Origin of the sequence: Formosa sp. S-31 (genome assembly GCF_051172795.1) — a bacterium.
GTDB lineage: Bacteria > Bacteroidota > Bacteroidia > Flavobacteriales > Flavobacteriaceae > Formosa.
This window is the reverse complement of sequence record NZ_JAENDK010000001.1, coordinates 827-19765: the sequence shown is the minus strand read 5'-3', so window position 1 is coordinate 19765 and position 18939 is coordinate 827. Positions and strand designations below refer to the sequence as shown.

General features: G+C 36.7%; 15 protein-coding genes. 7 read left to right on the top strand and 8 right to left on the bottom strand.

Going from position 1 to position 18939, the window contains the following annotated elements:
* Positions 1-37: 37 nt before the first annotated feature.
* The 5 genes from gldL to I3217_RS00065 form a co-directional block, all read right to left on the bottom strand.
* Positions 38-685 (bottom strand): gliding motility protein GldL, encoded by a 648-nt coding sequence (gldL, locus tag I3217_RS00085; RefSeq protein WP_435047681.1) that lies wholly within the window; start codon positions 683-685, stop codon positions 38-40.
* 79 nt (positions 686-764) lie between these two features.
* Positions 765-2135, bottom strand: a complete 1371-nt coding sequence (gene gldK / locus I3217_RS00080; RefSeq protein WP_435047680.1) for a gliding motility lipoprotein GldK — start codon at positions 2133-2135, stop codon at positions 765-767.
* A 158-nt stretch (positions 2136-2293) separates the two neighbouring features.
* Positions 2294-3463: a formimidoylglutamase gene (locus tag I3217_RS00075; protein WP_435047679.1), complete on the bottom strand. Its 1170-nt coding sequence runs from the start codon at positions 3461-3463 to the stop codon at positions 2294-2296.
* Positions 3464-5953 carry a type I DNA topoisomerase gene (gene topA, locus I3217_RS00070; RefSeq protein ID WP_435047678.1) on the bottom strand — a complete coding sequence of 830 codons (2490 nt, stop codon included), beginning with the start codon at positions 5951-5953 and terminating at the stop codon, positions 3464-3466.
* 140 nt (positions 5954-6093) lie between these two features.
* Positions 6094-6855, bottom strand: coding sequence for a hypothetical protein (locus I3217_RS00065; protein WP_435047677.1), 762 nt, complete (start codon positions 6853-6855; stop codon positions 6094-6096).
* A gap of 146 nt (positions 6856-7001) precedes the next feature.
* Between I3217_RS00065 and miaB the strand changes: the two genes are divergently transcribed.
* From miaB to groL, 7 genes are all read left to right on the top strand, one after another.
* Entirely contained in the window at positions 7002-8447 is a 1446-nt protein-coding gene (gene miaB, locus I3217_RS00060) for a tRNA (N6-isopentenyl adenosine(37)-C2)-methylthiotransferase MiaB (protein WP_435047676.1), read from the top strand.
* Positions 8448-8519: 72 nt separating this feature from the next.
* Positions 8520-9788: a sigma 54-interacting transcriptional regulator gene (locus I3217_RS00055; RefSeq protein ID WP_435047675.1), complete on the top strand. Its 1269-nt coding sequence runs from the start codon at positions 8520-8522 to the stop codon at positions 9786-9788.
* Between the two features lie 3 nt (positions 9789-9791).
* Positions 9792-10298, top strand: a complete 507-nt coding sequence (locus tag I3217_RS00050) for an LptE family protein (RefSeq protein ID WP_435047674.1) — start codon at positions 9792-9794, stop codon at positions 10296-10298.
* A gap of 7 nt (positions 10299-10305) precedes the next feature.
* Complete coding sequence (locus I3217_RS00045; RefSeq protein WP_435047673.1) at positions 10306-11310, top strand: hypothetical protein; 1005 nt, start codon at positions 10306-10308, stop codon at positions 11308-11310.
* A complete protein-coding gene (gene secG, locus I3217_RS00040; RefSeq protein ID WP_435047672.1) occupies positions 11310-11663 on the top strand; it encodes a preprotein translocase subunit SecG in 354 nt (117 codons plus the stop codon). Before I3217_RS00045 ends, secG begins: the two co-directional genes overlap by 1 nt.
* Before the next feature lie 147 nt (positions 11664-11810).
* Positions 11811-12089 (top strand): co-chaperone GroES, encoded by a 279-nt coding sequence (locus I3217_RS00035; RefSeq protein ID WP_435047671.1) that lies wholly within the window; start codon positions 11811-11813, stop codon positions 12087-12089.
* Positions 12090-12182: 93 nt separating this feature from the next.
* The gene (gene groL / locus I3217_RS00030) at positions 12183-13814 is read left to right on the top strand and encodes a chaperonin GroEL (RefSeq protein WP_435047670.1); all 1632 of its coding nucleotides are present in this window, start codon (positions 12183-12185) and stop codon (positions 13812-13814) included.
* Between the two features lie 71 nt (positions 13815-13885).
* Here the strand turns inward: groL and I3217_RS00025 are convergent, their stop codons facing one another.
* The 3 genes from I3217_RS00025 to I3217_RS00015 form a co-directional block, all read right to left on the bottom strand.
* Positions 13886-15202 carry a CoF synthetase gene (locus I3217_RS00025; protein WP_435047669.1) on the bottom strand — a complete coding sequence of 439 codons (1317 nt, stop codon included), beginning with the start codon at positions 15200-15202 and terminating at the stop codon, positions 13886-13888.
* A gap of 69 nt (positions 15203-15271) precedes the next feature.
* Positions 15272-16678, bottom strand: coding sequence for a tyrosinase family protein (locus tag I3217_RS00020; protein WP_435047668.1), 1407 nt, complete (start codon positions 16676-16678; stop codon positions 15272-15274).
* A gap of 24 nt (positions 16679-16702) precedes the next feature.
* On the bottom strand, positions 16703-18939 hold a 2237-nt coding region (locus tag I3217_RS00015; protein ID WP_435047667.1), incomplete at its 5' end, for a fibronectin type III domain-containing protein.

Here is an 18939-nt window from a genome sequence, read left to right as displayed (position 1 = left end):
TAGTTAAGGTTGTTTAGAACTTTCTATTCTAATTAGATTACTTTTTGTTCATTGCAGAAAGCATTCCGCCATACACACCGTTTAAAGATGATAAGTTAGACGCTAAAGACTGCATTTGAACTTTTAATTTCTCTGCATTCTCTACAGACTCCTGGTTGATTGAAGCTTGACGATTAGCACTTTCTAACTGCACTTTATATAAGCTGTTTAAAGATTCCATTTGAGAAGCAGCTAAAGACATTTCTTCACCGTACTTTTTAGTCGCAGCAATAGAATCTACTGTTGGACTGATTCCTTTAGCAGCACCTTCGAAGTTCTTAATACTGTTTCCTAGGCTTGCCATTAACTCACCATCAATTTTAGCTTCTTTTAATAAGTTGTCTAATTTCTTAGATAATAACCCTTCAGCATCTTTAGGCTCTTCTTTTTTACCTTTTACTGATGATTGTCCTCCTGCTAATTCAGGATATACTAAAGACCAATCTAAATCTTCTTCTACTGGTTCGAATGCAGAAATTGCGAAGATAATTGCTTCTGAAACAAGACCGATAGTTAACATTACGTTACCGGTTAATGGTCCTAACTCAAAGTGAGTAATTTTAAATAATGCTCCAATAATTACTACTGATGCCCCTAGACCGTAGGCCATGTTCATAAATCTTTTACTTGCTTTTGATTGTGCCATAATTTCTAAATTTAAGTTTTAAGGTTTACACCTTAAATAGGTTGATTAATTGATAGGTTAATTAAATATTTGATTGTTGTTATTTTCTTGATGAATTACTAGTAATATCAGTTCCCATATAATCCTGTACGGTTCTGAATCCGATATAACTTCTTGCAGAATCTGCATATTCATAATCTCTGGAACTTACCTGTAAGAAGTAAGCAACATCTTTCCAAGATCCTCCACGAACCACTTTACGTTGGTTACTAGGGTCGTTAACACTTGGATTAATAGTAGATGAATAGTTGTAAGATGCAGGATCGTAAGATGAATGTACCCATTCTGCAACGTTACCTGCCATGTTATATAAGTTATAATCGTTTGGCTCGTAAGATTTAGCTTCTACAGTGTATAACGCCTGATCTGCAGCATAATCTCCTCGTAACGGTTTAAAGTTTGCCATAAAACAACCTCTGTCGTTTTTAGCATAAGGCCCACCCCATGGGAAAGTCGCTGCTTGCAGACCACCTCTAGCGGCATATTCCCACTCTGCTTCAGATGGTAATCTGAAAGAGTTTACATACTGCTTTCTTTTTTCTTTCTGGTAAGAATTCTTATACAATGTTCTCCATTGACAAAACGCATTAGCTTGTTTCCAGCTTACACCTACTACAGGATAATCTCCGTAAGCATCGTGCCAGAAATAATCGTTATGCATAGGCTCGTTATAAGAATATGCGAAGTCTCTAATCCAGGCTGTAGTATCAGGATACACTTCTATTTCTTCCTGAACCAAGGCATCGCTACGCTTAAGATTTTTATTCTTAGCCGCTTTTTGTATATCTAAGTACGTGTATTGGAATTTGAATTTTGTTACATCCCAGGTACGTTGTCCGTTGTAAGACTCTTCTAAAGGAATGTACATCGTATCCATAACTTCAGTATAGTACTCATCCGGATAATCAGCTGTGTCATAAATAAGGTCTACACGCTTATTTAATTTTCTACCTTCATATCCTGTTGGCCCTAAACCGCTGTAGTTATCTAACATATACTTTTCGTATACTGTCATGCTGGCGGTATCGGCATCTGTAAATGCATATTCACCAATTCCACCATCTTCTGGTGTTTTTCCAACTTCATCGGCTAAAATAGCTAAACGGGTTCTGATAATAGAATCGCGTACCCAGTTTACAAATTGTCTGTACTCACTATTTGTAATTTCCGTTTCGTCCATATAAAATGCGCGAACCGTTACCGTTTTTGACGGAGCGTCCTGAATGGCAGCAACATCATCATCTGCTTTACCCATAATGAAAGACCCACCTGGAACCAATGTCATTCCGTACGGCTTTTCCGGGTGCCACCTTTTTCCTTGTACACCAACCAATTCTCCTCTATCTGAGGAACCACAACTGGTTAATACTGCTAAAACAACTGTTAATAAAACAAACTTTTTCATATCCATAGAAAACTCGAGGTTAGTATTAGTACCTTAATTTTAAGAGCGTAAACATATTTATATATTTTCTAAAAAACAACTTTTTTTAGGAAAAATTACTCATTTCATCGTAAAAATCATGTATTTCATCGATGAAGTGCACATTTCATCCTAATTTTATGCATTTAAACGCAGTTTTTTTGATACGCTTTATACCATCTTTCAGGTATAATATTGTTACAGGCGTCTAAATAATCTTCATGCATGCATGGTAATAACGTATGACGCTTTAATTTATTATTGATTTCACTCAAAAATGGAATTTCTATCCACCACCTTCCGGTGCGGATGCTTTTATAAAATATGAGTTCGTGGGAGTCGACTAAGGTAATAAATTTTTGATACAAATTCTCATCTTTAAAATCTGTATCATTCACTCTATTGTTAAATCCTTCTACAAAATACCAGATCATCTGTGAAATTAACAGACAGGTCATTTCATCATCTTTAGAAGGTTTATATTCAAAAATACCAAACGCACTTACCTTATTACTAATACCGGCATAGCGTGTTATGGCACAAATTTCTTTTCCATCCAGTCCGTTTGGAGACACTTTCTGGTTTAAACTTACTTCAGATCCCTTTACAGCACCTAAATCTACCGACACAATATTGGCATCGCGCATAGCCGGCTCTACCAAAGTAATATCGTTAGATACTTCTCCTAGGCGATAAGATTCAAAATATAACTTCTCCATCAAATCTATTTCTTCCTGAGAGTTGAAATACGTTTGATAGCCTACAGTAGCATAGTTAAATAGATTATAAGGTTCGTCCAGAATAATTTTTCCAACAAAACTATCGTTTTTCATAGGTTTCGAAGAATCACCCAAATCGAATCTTCGGTCTACATTTACAATGTTTACCATTGGAATTAAATTATCGAAGGCACGATATACCGGAAAGGTAAGATCCTGACTTCCTCCAATTATTACAGGAATAATATTGGCTCTAACCAGTTCGGTTACTGTTTCTTTTAACGCAAAGTACGTATCCTCTATCGTTTCACCTTTTGGAATATCTCCCAAATCGGCTATAGTAGTACTCCAGCTTCCCGGATAAAGCGTATAAAGTGTTTTTCGTATTTCGTTAAGACTAAAAGCCTCTCCTATATAGTTGGCATCATTACGATTTTCCAAAACCCCTAAAAGTGCTATTGAAACACCTTCGAGTTCCGGCAAACCGTTTTGAGCTGAATGGATTAATAGTTTTCTTCCGAAGGCCTGAGGAGATAGTAGTTCGTTATGAGCTAAAACTACATCTGGTACAGGAACCAGGAAATTAAGGTCTGCCATTTATTTCTTTTTTGCAGTGGTTTTCTTTTTGGTTGCAGTTTTTCGTTTTGGCGTTTTAGCTTCTATTAAAGCTTTTGCCTTATCTAAGGTTAGTTTTTTGGCATCTACTGTTTTATCTAACTCAACTTTTATTTTTCCTTTTATAACGTTGTGACGTCCCCAACGTGCCTTTTCCACACGAATCCCTTCTTCTTCCCAATTGTGAACGACCTTATCTATTTCTTTTTGAATTTTATCTTCTATTAACTCTACAATGTCTTCATCGGATAAATTATCCCAATCGTACTTTTTGTTTACGTTAATAAACATATTGTTCCATTTTATAAACGGACCGAATCTACCTTTTCCTTTTTGAACCGGTAAATCTTTATAGGTATAAATAGGCGCATCGGCCTTTTGTTTTTCCTTTATAAGCTCAATAGCCTGATTTAATTCCACGTCTAAAGCTTCTACCCCTTTTGGCAAGGACACATAAGCACTACCAAATTTTATATAAGGCCCGAATCTTCCATTATTAACTTCTACAGTTTCCCCTTCGTAAGTTCCCAGCATTTTTGGCAGCTTAAACAAATCCAAAGCTTCTTCAAAGGTTATGGTGTTTAATTGTTGTTCTGGAGACAGGCTCGCAAACTGCTTATCCTCTTCGTCGGCTGCTCCAATTTGAGCCATGGGACCGAACTTCCCTAAACGCACACTAACCTGACGACCTGTTTTAGGGTCTGTCCCTAAAATACGCTCACCAGACTCTCTGTCTGCATTTTCCTGAACATCTTTAACATGCGGATGGAAATTAGTATAGAATTCCTTCATCATCTTCGTCCAGTCTTCTTTCCCTTCTGCTATATCGTCAAAATCTTCTTCTACTTTAGCTGTAAAATTATAGTCTAAAATACTTTCGAAATGATTCACTAAAAAGTCAGTCACTATCATTCCAATATCTGTAGGAACTAACTTTCCTTTATCTGAACCTACTTTCTCTGTAAGTTTCTTATCTTTTACTTTTCCATCTTTAAGAGTAATCTGAGTATACTCGCGCTCCTCGCCTTCCACAGTTCCTTTTTCAACATAATTTCTATTTTGAATTGTAGAAATTGTAGGTGCATACGTAGACGGACGACCGATACCCAGCTCTTCCAGTTTTTTAACCAATGATGCTTCGGTGTAGCGGTATGGCGCTCTGGTATAACGCTCGGTTGCGGTAATAAAATTATTATTTAAGCCCTCGTTTACTTTCATAGCAGGCAACATGCCTTCCTGTTCTAAATCTTCGTCATCTGTCCCTTCGAGATACACTTTCAGAAATCCCTCAAACGTAATCACCTCTCCATTAGCAGTGAACAACTCTTTATGGGTTGATGCCGAAATCTTAACATTAGTTCGCTCCAGCTCTGCTTCACTCATTTGCGAAGCGATAGCTCGTTTCCAAATAAGTTCGTATAATCGCGCCTGATCGCGATCGATATCTACAGTGTGTAAAGCAAAATCTGTAGGACGAATAGCTTCGTGAGCTTCCTGAGCCCCTTTTGTTTTTCCGGTATAATTTCTTGGCTTGGAATAGTTTTTACCATAGGCATTTTCTATTTCTGCCTGAGCTCCTTTTCTAGCTTCATCAGATAAATTAACACTATCTGTTCTCATATAAGTAATAAGACCGGCTTCGTATAAACGTTGCGCCATGGTCATAGTTTTACTTACCGAGAAATATAATTTACGTGCAGCTTCCTGCTGCAGTGTAGATGTAGTAAATGGTGCAGCAGGCGATTTTTTCGCTGGCTTTTTCTCCAAATCGGCAACTTTAAAATCGGCTGCCGCATTAGCTTCTAAAAAGGCAAACGCCTCTTCTTTTGTTGCAAAAGTCTTTGGAAGTTTCGCTTTAAAGGTTTGTCCGGCTTCATTAGAAAATTCAGCATCAATTCTGTAAGATGCCTCAGGTTTAAACTCCTGAATTTCGCGCTCGCGCTCAACAATTAAACGTACAGAAACAGATTGCACTCTACCGGCAGACAAGCCACCTTTAACTTTACGCCATAAAACCGGAGATAATTCGTAACCCACGATACGATCTAAAACCCGACGCGCCTGCTGCGCATCTACAAGATGATAATCGATCCCGCGTGGATTTTCAATTGCTTTTTGAATGGCCGTTTTAGTAATTTCGTGAAAAACGATACGTTTGGTTTTCGCTTTGTCTAACTTTAAAGTTTCCGCTAAGTGCCATGCAATGGCTTCTCCCTCGCGGTCCTCATCACTTGCCAACCAAACCATTTCGGCTTTTTTGGACAAGTCTTTAAGTTTTTTAACTACCGATTTCTTATCGCTCGAGACCTGATATTTCGGACTAAAATCGCCCTCTACATCTACACCTAATTCCTTGGATGGTAAATCGGCAATATGTCCAAAACTAGATTCTACTTTAAAGTCTTTACCTAAAAATTTTTCGATCGTCTTCGCCTTTGCAGGTGACTCCACTATTACTAAATTCTTCGCCATTTTTATTTTTTTGGTGTTACAAATGTAAATCAAAAAAAATACATCATCCTAATTTTATAACGCATCAACAGTCATTCTAGCAAAATATAACTGTTTATTTACAATAAATTTGTCAGCTTAAAATTGATAAAATTACAATTTTAAGCTTCTAAAATCTTTAAATCTTCTTCTTCCTGAAATTCATCAAAACCAAACATTTCTTTATAAATAAAATAAGCAGGCAGATAAGCAAAAGACGCCGTAAGAAAAACTCCGACAAGACACATCATCATCCCTACAAGCTGAGCCAGTAATCCGCAGATTATCATTAATCCGAAGGTAATTAGCCATTTTGCATTACCTAATTTAAAACTCGCTTTGGTTATTTCTAACTCTGTCCACTCCGGGTTAAAAGCAAAAATGACATTAAAAAAGGATAATGGAACAATAACATATATTATAGGTAAGAAACATAACATAGTTGCCAAAAGTGATATAACCATAGTAACCACTGACAACTTTAGTAATTTTATAAGGTAAGTTTTTTTGAAATAATAGAAATAATCATCGGCACCTTCAATCCCAAGGTCCTTCTGCCTACAGATTCTATAAAACGCCGATTTTAAAGCCAATGCTATTACCGAAATAACTACACTAAAAATTAAAAACAGAGCTCCAACCGGAATCAACATTAAAGGATTCGAATCGGGATTATCTCGAAATGCTTCCGGATCTATAATTCCAAAAGCCATAAACGGCAAATAAATAATAAGGTAAAAGGGAAAAATAATAGCCAGAGTCAACAAATTTGTAATAACACCCTGTAGCCAGGTTTTCTTAAATAATTCCAGAGACTGGTTAAAAATGGTTCCGAAATCTAAAGGTTTGGAAAAATCGATAGTTTCCACATTCTCAAACTTCATAATAGCGTATGGTTTAATGAGTTGTAAAAGAACTATTTTTTAACAGAAAAACAACAAAATTAAAGCTGACACTTTGTCACTAAACCTAAATATAATTGTATCTTTGCACCCTTATTGACTAATACATATTTTTTTTCAATATTATTATGGAAAAGACAATTGATGAAAGCAAACAAGGAGAAAGCCTTGTATTAGAGCAGAAAGAAGGAAACCAGCGCAAACTTTTTATTGAAAGTTACGGTTGCCAAATGAACTTTAGTGACAGTGAAATCGTAGCCTCTATATTATTAGAAAACGGATTTAATACAACTCAAAATCTTGAAGATGCCGATTTGGTTTTAGTGAACACTTGTTCCATCAGAGACAAGGCAGAACAAACCGTAAGAAAGCGTTTAGAGAAATACAATGCCGTAAAAAAAATAAATCCCGGCATGAAAGTCGGTGTTTTAGGCTGTATGGCAGAACGTCTTAAAAGCAAATTCTTAGAAGAAGAAAAAATTGTAGACCTGGTTGTAGGACCTGATGCATACAAAGACTTACCTAACCTTGTTGCAGAGGTAGACGAAGGACAAAATGCCGTAAACGTTATCCTGTCTAAAGAAGAAACCTATGGCGATATTTCTCCTGTACGTTTAAATTCTAATGGCATTACCGCATTTGTATCTATTACCAGAGGTTGCGACAACATGTGTACTTTTTGTGTGGTTCCATTTACCCGAGGCCGGGAACGCAGTCGTGACCCGCAAAGTATCCTAGAAGAAATTAACGATCTTTGGGATAAGGGCTATAAAGAAGTTACCCTTCTTGGGCAAAATGTAGATAGCTATTTATGGTATGGCGGCGGACTTAAAAAAGATTTCGTTAAAGCTTCGGATATGCAAAAAGCCACAGCTGTTAATTTTTCTAACCTTTTAGAATTATGCGCTAAAGCGCAGCCAAAAATGCGTTTCCGCTTTTCTACGTCCAACCCTCAGGATATGACTTTGGATGTAATAGAAACCATGGCTAAGCACAACAACATTTGTAAATACATTCACCTACCGGTGCAGAGCGGAAGTAACAGAATCCTTCAGGAAATGAACCGTCAGCATACACGTGAAGAGTATTTTGAGTTAATTGACAATATTAAACGTCTTATTCCTGATTGTGCTATTTCACAAGATATGATTACAGGTTTCCCAACCGAAACCGAAGAAGATCATAAAGACACTTTAAGTCTGATGGAATATGTTAAATACGACTTTGGATTTATGTTTGCCTATTCTGAAAGACCAGGAACCATGGCCGAACGTAAAATGGAAGACGACGTTCCTGCCGATATAAAAAAGCGCAGATTAGAAGAAATTATCAATCTGCAACAAGACCATGCGCTTTATCGCACTCAGCAACACATTGGCAGAGTTGAAGAGGTTTTAATTGAAAAAGCTTCAAAACGATCAGACGCTCACTGGTCTGGTAGAAACAGCCAGAATACAGTAGTAGTTTTCCCTAAAGAAAATTATAAACCAGGAGATTTTGTTAATGTAAAAATTACCGAATGTACTGCAGCCACACTTATAGGTGAAGCGGTAGGATATTCAGAAAATAATTAATTACAATTCAACAGAGAAACAGTATAAAATAATTCCTGTTTCTCTGTCCAGCTATTTTTAGATAAGAATACTATGGAATCAGTACAAGCGATAAAACAACGTTTCGGAATTATAGGTAACGACCCTAAATTAAATCGAGCCATTGAAAAAGCCATACAGGTTGCCCCTACAGATATTTCGGTTCTCGTAACCGGAGAAAGCGGGGTGGGAAAAGAGAGTATTCCTAAAATCATTCATCAGTTATCGCACCGCAAACACGGCAAATACATTGCTGTAAACTGCGGAGCCATACCGGAAGGCACTATTGATAGTGAATTATTTGGACACGAAAAAGGATCGTTTACCGGAGCCACCCAAACCCGAAGCGGGTATTTTGAAGTTGCCGATGGTGGAACCATTTTTTTAGACGAAGTTGGAGAATTACCTTTAACCACTCAGGTGCGCTTACTTCGTGTTCTGGAAAACGGAGAATTTATAAAAGTAGGTTCCAGTAAGGTTCAGAAAACTAATGTTCGTATAGTAGCCGCCACCAACGTTAACATGTTCGAGGCTATTAAAAAAGATAAGTTTAGAGAAGACCTGTATTACAGGCTAAGCACTGTAGAAATTCATCTTCCTCCATTACGCGATCGCCAGGAAGACATCCACTTGCTATTTAGAAAATTCGCCAGCGATTTTGCTCTTAAATACAAGATGCCTACTATAAAATTAACCGATGATGCTGCAATAACTCTTTTAAAATTCCGATGGGGCGGAAACATCAGACAATTGCGAAATATTGCCGAACAAATTTCTGTACTTGAAGAAAACAGATTAATTAATTCGCAAACCTTAAAAAGTTATTTACCGGACACAGGTTCTAATCTTCCTGCCGTTATTTCGCACACAAAATCGGACAGCGATTTTAGCAGTGAGCGCGAAATACTTTATAAAGTCTTATTCGACATGAAAAGCGATTTGAACGATCTTAAAAAGCTTACGATGGAGCTTATGAAACATGGTAACGACAAAGATGTTCAGAAAAACAACGAAGGGCTTATTCAAAAAATATATGGTAACGAATCGGATGCCCAGTATGAGGAATCTGACGACGATCTTGAAATCCTTTCAATTCCGGAGACATCAAGCCCTGCTGTAATAGACTCCAATTCAAGCAACCAGGACAAGTATCATTTTGCTGAAGAAATTGAAGAGGAAGAAACACTTTCTCTTCAGGACAAAGAACTGGAATTAATAAAAAAATCGTTGGAGCGCCACCAGGGAAAACGTAAATTGGCAGCTGCCGAACTTGGAATTAGCGAGCGCACATTGTACAGAAAAATAAAACAGTACGATTTATAAAACATGAAAATTAAGCATTATATTTTATTAATTTGCATTACATTAAGTGCTATAGGTTGTGGTGTATACTCCTTTACCGGAGCGAAAGTAAACCCGAACACTAAAACGTTTCAGGTTAATTATTTTCAAAATAATTCTAATTTAATAGAACCTGGCTTAGATCTGGAATTCACCAATGCCTTAACCGATTTATTGTTAAACCAAACCAATTTACAGTTGGTAAAATCGAATGGCGATTTGGTTTACGAAGGAGAGATTGTTGAATATCGTATTGAACCTACCACGGCTACAGCAAACAATACAGCCGCTCAAAACAGGTTAACTATGGCTGTAAACGTAAGATTTTACAACAAACAGGATGAAAATGCAGAGTTTGAAAAACGCTTTTCTTTCTTTTACGATTATGCAGGTAGTGCGCAGTTGGTTGGTTCGGTAAAGGCAACAGCTCACGACGAAATTTTAGAACGTTTAACTCAGGATATATTTAACGCCTCTCTGGCACAGTGGTAATTAATTTATGACCAGTACAGATTTTACATACATCTTGCAACACCCGGAGGCTTTATCTGCAAAGCAAACCGAGGAGCTGCAAACTGTTTTAAATGAATTTCCTTACTTTCAACCAGCACGAGCATTATTCCTAAAAGGCTTAAAAAAACAGGATAGTTTTAAATACAATCAGGAATTAAAAACCACAGCTGCATATACTACAGACCGCAGTATTCTTTTCGATTTTATTACGTCTGAAGTGTTTCTGCAAAACGAAATTTCGGAATATATAAAACAAAATGCAGAGCATATTAAAGACATCGAAGTAGATGCGGTAGATCTTTCTGTAAACAAAAAAACATCGATAGACGACAGTTTAACGCAACAAATAGAAGAAACTGAAGGCGTATTAGACCCGGAACTGTTTCAACCCAAAGTCACCCCTTCTAAAATTGATGCTTTTACTCTAGAAAAAACGCTATCCCCTACTCCTGAAGTCACAAATACAGAAGAAAGCATAGAGACTCAAGCTACAGCATCTGATTCTCCTGAAACTATCTTAGAAATAGGTAAGCCTTTAAAATTCGACAAAAGCGAAACACATTCCTTTAATGAATGGTTAAAACTTGCCAAATTTAATCCGATTGATCGCTCAAATCCATCTCAAGAAGATGAAAGCAGTCTAAATGTCACAGAGGTTAAGCCCGAAGAACCGGCAAAACCAACCCCTAAACCTTGTCCGGAAAAAGCGAAAAAATTTGAACTGATAGATAAATTTATTTCTTCAAGTCCGAAAATCGACCCAAAAAAATCGACTTCCACAACAAGTCATAATCTTGCTGAATCACATATGATTCAGCCAGAGTCGTTGATGACAGAGACCTTGGCAAGAATTTATGTCGAGCAAAAAAATTATAAAAAGGCAATTCAATCTTATAACATATTAAGTTTGAAATATCCAGAAAAAAGTGGTTTCTTTGCAGACCGAATTAAAGCAATAAAAAAAATACAAGAACAAAATAATAAAAACTAATGAGTACGTTTACAATATTTTTATTCCTAATCGTTGTAGTAGCATTTCTATTAATAGTAGTAATTATGGTGCAAAACCCTAAAGGAGGCGGATTATCTTCATCTTTAGGCGGAGGAAGCTCTCAGCAAATCGGAGGGGTTAAAAAAACCACAGACTTTTTAGACAAAAGTACATGGACATTAGCTACTTTAATGTTAGTATTAATTTTATTATCTAACGTAGCTATTAACAGAGGAGCTGGAAATGTAGAATCTAAAGCTTTAGACGCTGAATCTACAGCTCAACCATTACCAACTACAACTCCGGAACCGGCTGCCACTACTCCTGAAACTACAGAAGACGCTGCTGAATAAACAAAAACTCATATATCTTTATATAAAAAATGCCAACTATTACAGTTGGCATTTTTTATATCTGAAAGTTTGTCAGTCCCTTTAGCTTGGCACAATTTTAGAATTATAACCCACAGAAATTTTAAACTATTAAAAACACATAATAACATGAGTAAAGTAAACATCACACCACTTGCAGACCGCGTTCTTGTAGAACCACTTCCTGCAGAAACTCAAACAGCTTCTGGATTATTCATCCCGGATTCAGCTCAAGAAAAACAACACAAAGGCACCGTTGTTGCTGTTGGTGCAGGTAAAAAAGATGAACCACTTACTGTAAAAATCGGAGACACTGTTCTTTACGGAAAATACTCTGGTTCTGAATTAAAATTAGAAGGTAAAGACTACTTAATGATGCGCGAAGACGACATCATGGCTATCATTTAATTCATTAAAAACTCAAACTCTTTCGCTTCAACCCAGGCTAATTAACTCAAAACAACTAATACGGTTGAAGTACATTAAAAATTTATAAGTATTATGGCAAAAGACATAAAATTTGATATTGAAGCTCGCGACGGTTTAAAACGCGGAGTAGACGCTTTAGCAAACGCAGTAAAAGTAACTTTAGGACCAAAAGGTCGTAATGTAATTATCGGTCGTTCTTTCGGAGCTCCAAACGTTACCAAAGATGGTGTATCTGTTGCTAAAGAAATCGAATTAGAAGACGCTCTTGAAAATATGGGAGCTCAAATGGTTAAAGAAGTAGCTTCTAAAACCAACGATTTAGCAGGAGACGGAACAACTACTGCTACAGTATTAGCTCAGGCTATCGTAAAAGAAGGCTTAAAAAACGTTGCCGCTGGCGCAAATCCAATGGATTTAAAACGTGGAATTGACAAAGCTGTTGAAGCTATCGTTGAAGATTTAGCTAAGCAAACTAAAGAAGTTGGAGATTCTTCAGAGAAAATCAAACAAGTAGCCGCTATCTCTGCAAACAACGATGATGTTATTGGAGATTTAATCGCTTTAGCTTTTGGAAAAGTTGGTAAAGAAGGTGTGATTACTGTTGAAGAAGCAAAAGGAACAGACACTTACGTTGATGTTGTGGAAGGTATGCAATTCGACAGAGGATACCTATCCCCTTACTTCGTAACCGATAGTGAAAAGATGATTACTGACCTTGAAAATCCTTACATTTTATTATACGACAAAAAAGTATCTACAATGAAGGATTTACTACCTGTACTTGAGCCGGTAGCACAATCTGGAAAACCGTTATTAATTATTGCTGAAGATGTGGATGGCGAAGCTCTTGCAACATTAGTAGTAAACAAGCTACGTGGTTCACTTAAAATTGCTGCTGTAAAAGCTCCAGGATTTGGAGACAGACGTAAGGCCATGTTAGAAGATATTGCAATCTTAACTGGAGGAACTGTAATTTCTGAAGAAAGAGGATTTACTTTAGAAAATGCAACTATCGACATGTTAGGAAACGCAGAGCGTATCTCATTAGACAAAGACAATACAACAATCGTGAATGGTTCTGGCGATAAGGAAATGATTAAAAACAGAGTTAATCAGATTAAATCTCAGATTGAATCAACTACAAGCGATTACGACAAAGAAAAACTTCAGGAGCGTTTAGCTAAATTAGCTGGAGGTGTTGCAGTACTTTATGTAGGTGCAGCAAGTGAAGTTGAAATGAAAGAGAAAAAAGACCGTGTAGACGATGCGCTACACGCTACAAGAGCCGCTGTAGAAGAAGGTATTGTTGCCGGTGGTGGTGTTGCTTTAGTAAGAGCTAAAGCTATATTAGAGCAATTATCTACTGAAAATGCAGATGAATCTACAGGTATTCAAATCGTAGCACGCGCTATAGAAGCGCCGTTAAGAACTATCGTAGAAAACGCAGGTGGAGAAGGTAGTGTAGTTGTATCAAAAGTACTAGAAGGAAAAGACAACTTTGGTTACGATGCGAAAACAGAAACTTATGTAGACATGTTAACTGCAGGAATTATAGATCCTAAGAAAGTTACACGTATTGCATTAGAAAATGCAGCTTCTGTTTCCGGAATGATCTTAACTACAGAATGTGCTTTAATAGACATTAAAGAAGATGCTCCTGCTATGCCTCCTATGGGTGGTGGCGGAATGCCAGGTATGATGTAAAACATCTAAACATATTGAACAAAAAAAGGAACCTTTGGGTTCCTTTTTTTGTTATTTGCATGATACTAATTTTAGTTAATTACTTTATTTTTCTTATTTCTGTTTAAAACCAATTTTCTCTTACCCGAAGACAACAATGGAATTTCCTTTACATACTCAATTTCTAGCTCAGCATCTTTACCTAAAAGCGCCTTGAATTCATTTTTAATCTGTGTTTCACAATTAAATTCCGGTTCAACATTTAATTTAAAAACATATTTTTTATCATCTTCCTGTATAAATTGATACTGTTTAATATTTGAATACTTTAAAATATTGTATACCGCATAAGACGATATAAATTTACCATCTGCATCATAAATCATATCCATTTTTCGTCCTTCAATACGCATCAAAACAGGATACTCTTGAGACATTTCACTTTGATTATATCCCATTAACCCAATATCTCCAGTATCATATCTAATCATAGGCATACAATAATTAAACATATCGGTTACCACAATACGCCCCAACTCACCTCTTTCAGCTGGTTCATCACTGTTTAACTTTAAAATCTCAACAAAATAACTCGCCCAATTTATATGAAAAGCGCCATTAGAACCTACTAACTGTTGTGCAATTATTCCATTTTCTACATTAGAATAACGCGACACGACCTCAACTCCAAAAAATCGACCAACAACCTCTTTTGTCCTGTCATTCAGAGCTTCTGACATTGCAATAACTGAATTAACTTTACTATCCTTTAATGGACTTAAATTATACTTTAAAATATAATCTCTTAATACATTAAGTGCTGAAGCATAAGCCAAAATACCCTTTTTAACTTTTGAAGATTTTATAGCATTAATTAAAGTTTCTATATCATGATCGGATAATTTAGCTACCGGATGCATATAAATATTACGCTTCCATGTTTCGAATTTAGAACGACTATTATATTCATCCCAGTGCCTAATGTAAAACAACTGATCACCTAGTTCAAACCCTGAAAGCTTAGCAAAATGAATAACATCAGCTAAATTTCTGTTTTTCTTTGCTAAATTGTGATACACTTTAAACGGAGTTCCGGTAGAACCACTGGTATATGCTGACTCTTTTGGTTTATCTAAAAAAATTTCTGATTTAAATTCGTCGTAATGATTTAAAATGATATTCTTATCTATCACAGGAAATACATTAAAGCTACAACGTTCCACCCTATTTTTGTAGAAAGGTGTTGTTGAAATGGCATGCTGAAGAATTTCATATTTTCGTAGCTCCTGTATTTCTTTTGAGGCATTGCTATTTAAATTCTCGAGGACAAATTTTATTTCTTTATACTCTCGTTTAATCCGCCCTCCTTTCAACAAGTCTAAAGTCCAGAATATTTTATTTCTCACCATAATACTAAACACTTTTAAGTACCACATAAACAATTGCACATCAGTAATTTACAAAAAAAATTTAAATTTCTATTGTTTAATTATCTTATCTTTAAAAATCTCTCCTTTTGAATCAAAAACCTCAATCACATATACTCCCTTTTTCAAATAACTAAGATTAGATATTTCAAATTTCCCGTTTTCTGAGACAAACAGACGCTCTAAAACCAATCTTCCTGAAGCATCAAATATTCTAACCTTATACTCTTCATTCAGTACAGCCTTATCTTCTTGTAAAACAAAAACCATTCTGTTTTCAAAAGGATTAGGAGCTAAAGACACACTTTCCTTATCTCGCTTAGGTTTCTTAGGATTATAAGCTTCCTTATTTAAAATATGAGGATTATAATCATAAGGATTTCGGCTATTTAATCTTGTTGCCAAAACACCTACATTATTCACTTTGGATTCCATATTAGCTGCATCAATTTCAGCAACAAACAAACTGCCTTCTTCAGCTAAGAACCCTGGCAATAGATTTATGGCTGACACTGACTTAACCACACAATTTCTTCCGTCTGGAACGATAAAATTATTCCCTACATTAATCAAGTACTGATAATAAAAATTTTCCAAATTATGATACGTGTTTGACACTGTGTAATTAGTTAATTGTGCCAATTGATTTTCGGCATAAAATACACCCAGAGCCCTACTATTCACAATATCATCCGGATCAACCAAAGGTAACAACTGTCCATTAAACCTGTAGGTCCCGTCATACCTTAACATGGATGTAATTATATGAGATGACCCACCAGGATTAGCTGTTTCCCAATCATCCCACAGTTTATCAACAAAAGTATGATGCAGATAAAAAATTGGGTCTCTTGGAGACACAGGTGTTGGCATTGCTCCCCCAGTCCAGCGATGAGCCCCTGTATGCACCCTACCCCGCTCCATTACATCTGAATACAACAAAAAATCCTGAATAGCCTGTACATTCTGAACATCGGCAGGAGTAGGTAAAAGACTTACATTATTTACGGTCGCATAATTCCTTTCTAATTCCCACGCTGCATCAAACTGTCCCATAAAATTCTGATCCCATAAAGGCGAATTGATTGACTGATCTACCGAAGAATCCCACCATGGTAAACTAACATCTGGATTCACATCCTGCATCGCTTGCTCTAATTCAAACATTTGTCGTCTGTGCCACGGAAAAAATATCTGTCTTTCCGGCTCATCAGGAAGATTAAAGTGAATATCCAAACGCGTTGGATCTGAAGTTCCATCGAAATTAAAAAAATCTCCATGAAAGTCAGCCAAATCATTCATCAAATCTGCTCCCGAACGCATAGCATAAAACGCATCCACTAATTCATCTCGCTCATAAGCAGTCATTTCCTGATAATTTTTCCGAATACTTTGTGCATAATAATCTTTACAACAAACCAATATCCCCACCACTAGCAACCATCTAATTGATTTCATAATTTTAAATACTTTACATTAATTTCATTTCTTCCTAATTTCCTCCTCCAGAGCTTTAATTCTCTTCTCCTGTTGTAAAATATACAGTGTTAATTCTTCTATTTTTTCTAATAAAACAGCATTCATTTTTCCTAATTCAATTCCGTTTTCTTCTACTTCCTGGGCACTCGGTACATTTGGCAAATGTCCTTTGGAAGAAATAAAGTATTCTAATTCTGTTAATGTTGGCAATTCGTAAGACGATTTAAACACATAATCAGGCCAGCTCGTTTGCAATGCTACTCTTACTTCTTCAGAAATGATATTACCTGCCACAGCCAACCTATATCCTTGAGTATTCACTGTACCTATTCCTAAATTTCTATATGCATACACATCTCTAGCTATCCAGTCTACAGAATCCAAATTAGCATTAGATTCTGTATAATGAAGCTCATTTGCTAATGTTGTAACATTATACACACTACTGCTTGCTGAAACATTTCCAGCTTCATCAAAAGCTCTTACCGCAAAACCATATCCTGTAGATTCAGTTAAACCTGAAACACTAATACTTGTCATCCCCCCTGTAAGTCCCAGACTCACACCATTCTGAAATACTTCATAATCTGTCACTCCAACATTATCTGTAGATTCATCCCAACTTAATGTCAAACTTGTAGATGCCAGATTACTAACTCCTAGTCCCGTTGGAACACTTGGACTAACCGTATCCGGTTCCGCAGGCGTTGTGATACTCAAAGCCAAACTCTGTCCTGATCTATTCCCTGAAGTATCAATAGCTTCTACCGTAAAATTATATCCTGTACTACCATTTAATCCCGTAACATTAAAACTATTAGACCCAGCAGATACCCCCAGACTCACACCATCCTGAAAAACTTCGTAATCTGCAACACCTACATTATCAGTAGAAGGATTCCAGCTTAATATTAGGCTATTAAACGTTAAAGCACTCTCTTGTAATCCTGTTGGCACTGTTGGAGCCTCTGTATCGGGTTCAGCTATAGTAGTAACACTTAAGTCTGAACTCTGCCCTGACCGATTCCCTGAAGCATCTATAGCCTCTACTGTAAACACATAGGTTGTTTCTGCTATCAATCCTGAAACATTTAAACTTGTTAATCCAGCAGTTAACCCAAGACTTGCTCCTCCTCGAAACACTTCATAATTAGTCACTGCCACATTATCTGTTGAAGCCTCCCAGTTCAACGTCAAACTATTAAAAGTTAAATCACTTGCGAACAAACCCGAAGGTACAGTTGGAGCTTCTGTATCCGGAACTTCTAAAGTTGTCACACTCAAACCAGAACTTTGGCCTGAACGGTTACCTGCCCCATCTATAGCTTCTACAGTAAATACGTAAGTTGTTTCGGGGGTTAACCCTGAAATAGCCAGACTTGTCACCCCTGAAGTCAATCCTAAACTAGCTCCATTCTGAAACACTTCATAATCAGTCACGTCCACATTATCTATAGCGGTATTCCAGCTTAATGTTAAGCTATTAAATGTAAGATTACTTGTAATCAAGCCATCTGGAACTGTAGGAGATTCCGAATCAGGAGCCGCCAATGTTGTTACACTTAAACCATTACTTTGTCCTGAACGATTACCAGAACCATCAATCGCCTCTACAGTAAATTCATAGACAGTTTCTGATGTTAAGCCTGAAATATTCAAACTTGTCACGCCTGAAGTCAACCCTATACCTACACCGTCCTGAAACACCTCATAGTCTGTTACTCCTACATTATCCGTAGAAGCATTCCAGCTTAATGTTAAGCTATTAAATGTTAGATTAGTTTCAATCAAAGCTGTTGGAATGCTAGGATTTTCGGTATCTGGTGCAGCTAATGTAGTAATACTTAGACCCGAACTTTGACCTGATCTGTTTCCTGCATCATCCAACGCCTCTACAGTGAAAAGATAAGTGGTTTCTTCTACTAATCCTGTTATATTTATATTTGTTAAACCCGCTGTAAAACCGACACTCAATCCGTCCTGAAACACTTCATAATTCGTAACACCAAAATTATCTATGGAAGCCGCCCAACTTAAAGTTAAACCTGTTGTGGACAAATTACTAACCACAAGATTAGTTGGAACTGAAGGGTTTTCCTCATCGACTTCTATCAAAGTAGTTACACTCAGAACACTGCTTTGTCCCGAGCGATTACCCGAACCATCTATAGCCTCTACTGTAAAATCATAAACTGTTTCTGATGTTAAGCCTGAAATATCCAGACTTGTCTCCCCTGAAG

Coding starts and splice junctions, on each gene's coding strand:
- gldL (WP_435047681.1), bottom strand. CDS start 685: ATGGCACAATCAAAAGCAAGTAAAAGATTTATGAACATGGCCTACGGT.
- gldK (WP_435047680.1), bottom strand. CDS start 2,135: ATGGATATGAAAAAGTTTGTTTTATTAACAGTTGTTTTAGCAGTATTA.
- I3217_RS00075 (WP_435047679.1), bottom strand. CDS start 3,463: ATGGCAGACCTTAATTTCCTGGTTCCTGTACCAGATGTAGTTTTAGCT.
- topA (WP_435047678.1), bottom strand. CDS start 5,953: ATGGCGAAGAATTTAGTAATAGTGGAGTCACCTGCAAAGGCGAAGACG.
- I3217_RS00065 (WP_435047677.1), bottom strand. CDS start 6,855: ATGAAGTTTGAGAATGTGGAAACTATCGATTTTTCCAAACCTTTAGAT.
- miaB (WP_435047676.1), top strand. CDS start 7,002: ATGGAAAAGACAATTGATGAAAGCAAACAAGGAGAAAGCCTTGTATTA.
- I3217_RS00055 (WP_435047675.1), top strand. CDS start 8,520: ATGGAATCAGTACAAGCGATAAAACAACGTTTCGGAATTATAGGTAAC.
- I3217_RS00050 (WP_435047674.1), top strand. CDS start 9,792: ATGAAAATTAAGCATTATATTTTATTAATTTGCATTACATTAAGTGCT.
- I3217_RS00045 (WP_435047673.1), top strand. CDS start 10,306: ATGACCAGTACAGATTTTACATACATCTTGCAACACCCGGAGGCTTTA.
- secG (WP_435047672.1), top strand. CDS start 11,310: ATGAGTACGTTTACAATATTTTTATTCCTAATCGTTGTAGTAGCATTT.
- I3217_RS00035 (WP_435047671.1), top strand. CDS start 11,811: ATGAGTAAAGTAAACATCACACCACTTGCAGACCGCGTTCTTGTAGAA.
- groL (WP_435047670.1), top strand. CDS start 12,183: ATGGCAAAAGACATAAAATTTGATATTGAAGCTCGCGACGGTTTAAAA.
- I3217_RS00025 (WP_435047669.1), bottom strand. CDS start 15,202: ATGGTGAGAAATAAAATATTCTGGACTTTAGACTTGTTGAAAGGAGGG.
- I3217_RS00020 (WP_435047668.1), bottom strand. CDS start 16,678: ATGAAATCAATTAGATGGTTGCTAGTGGTGGGGATATTGGTTTGTTGT.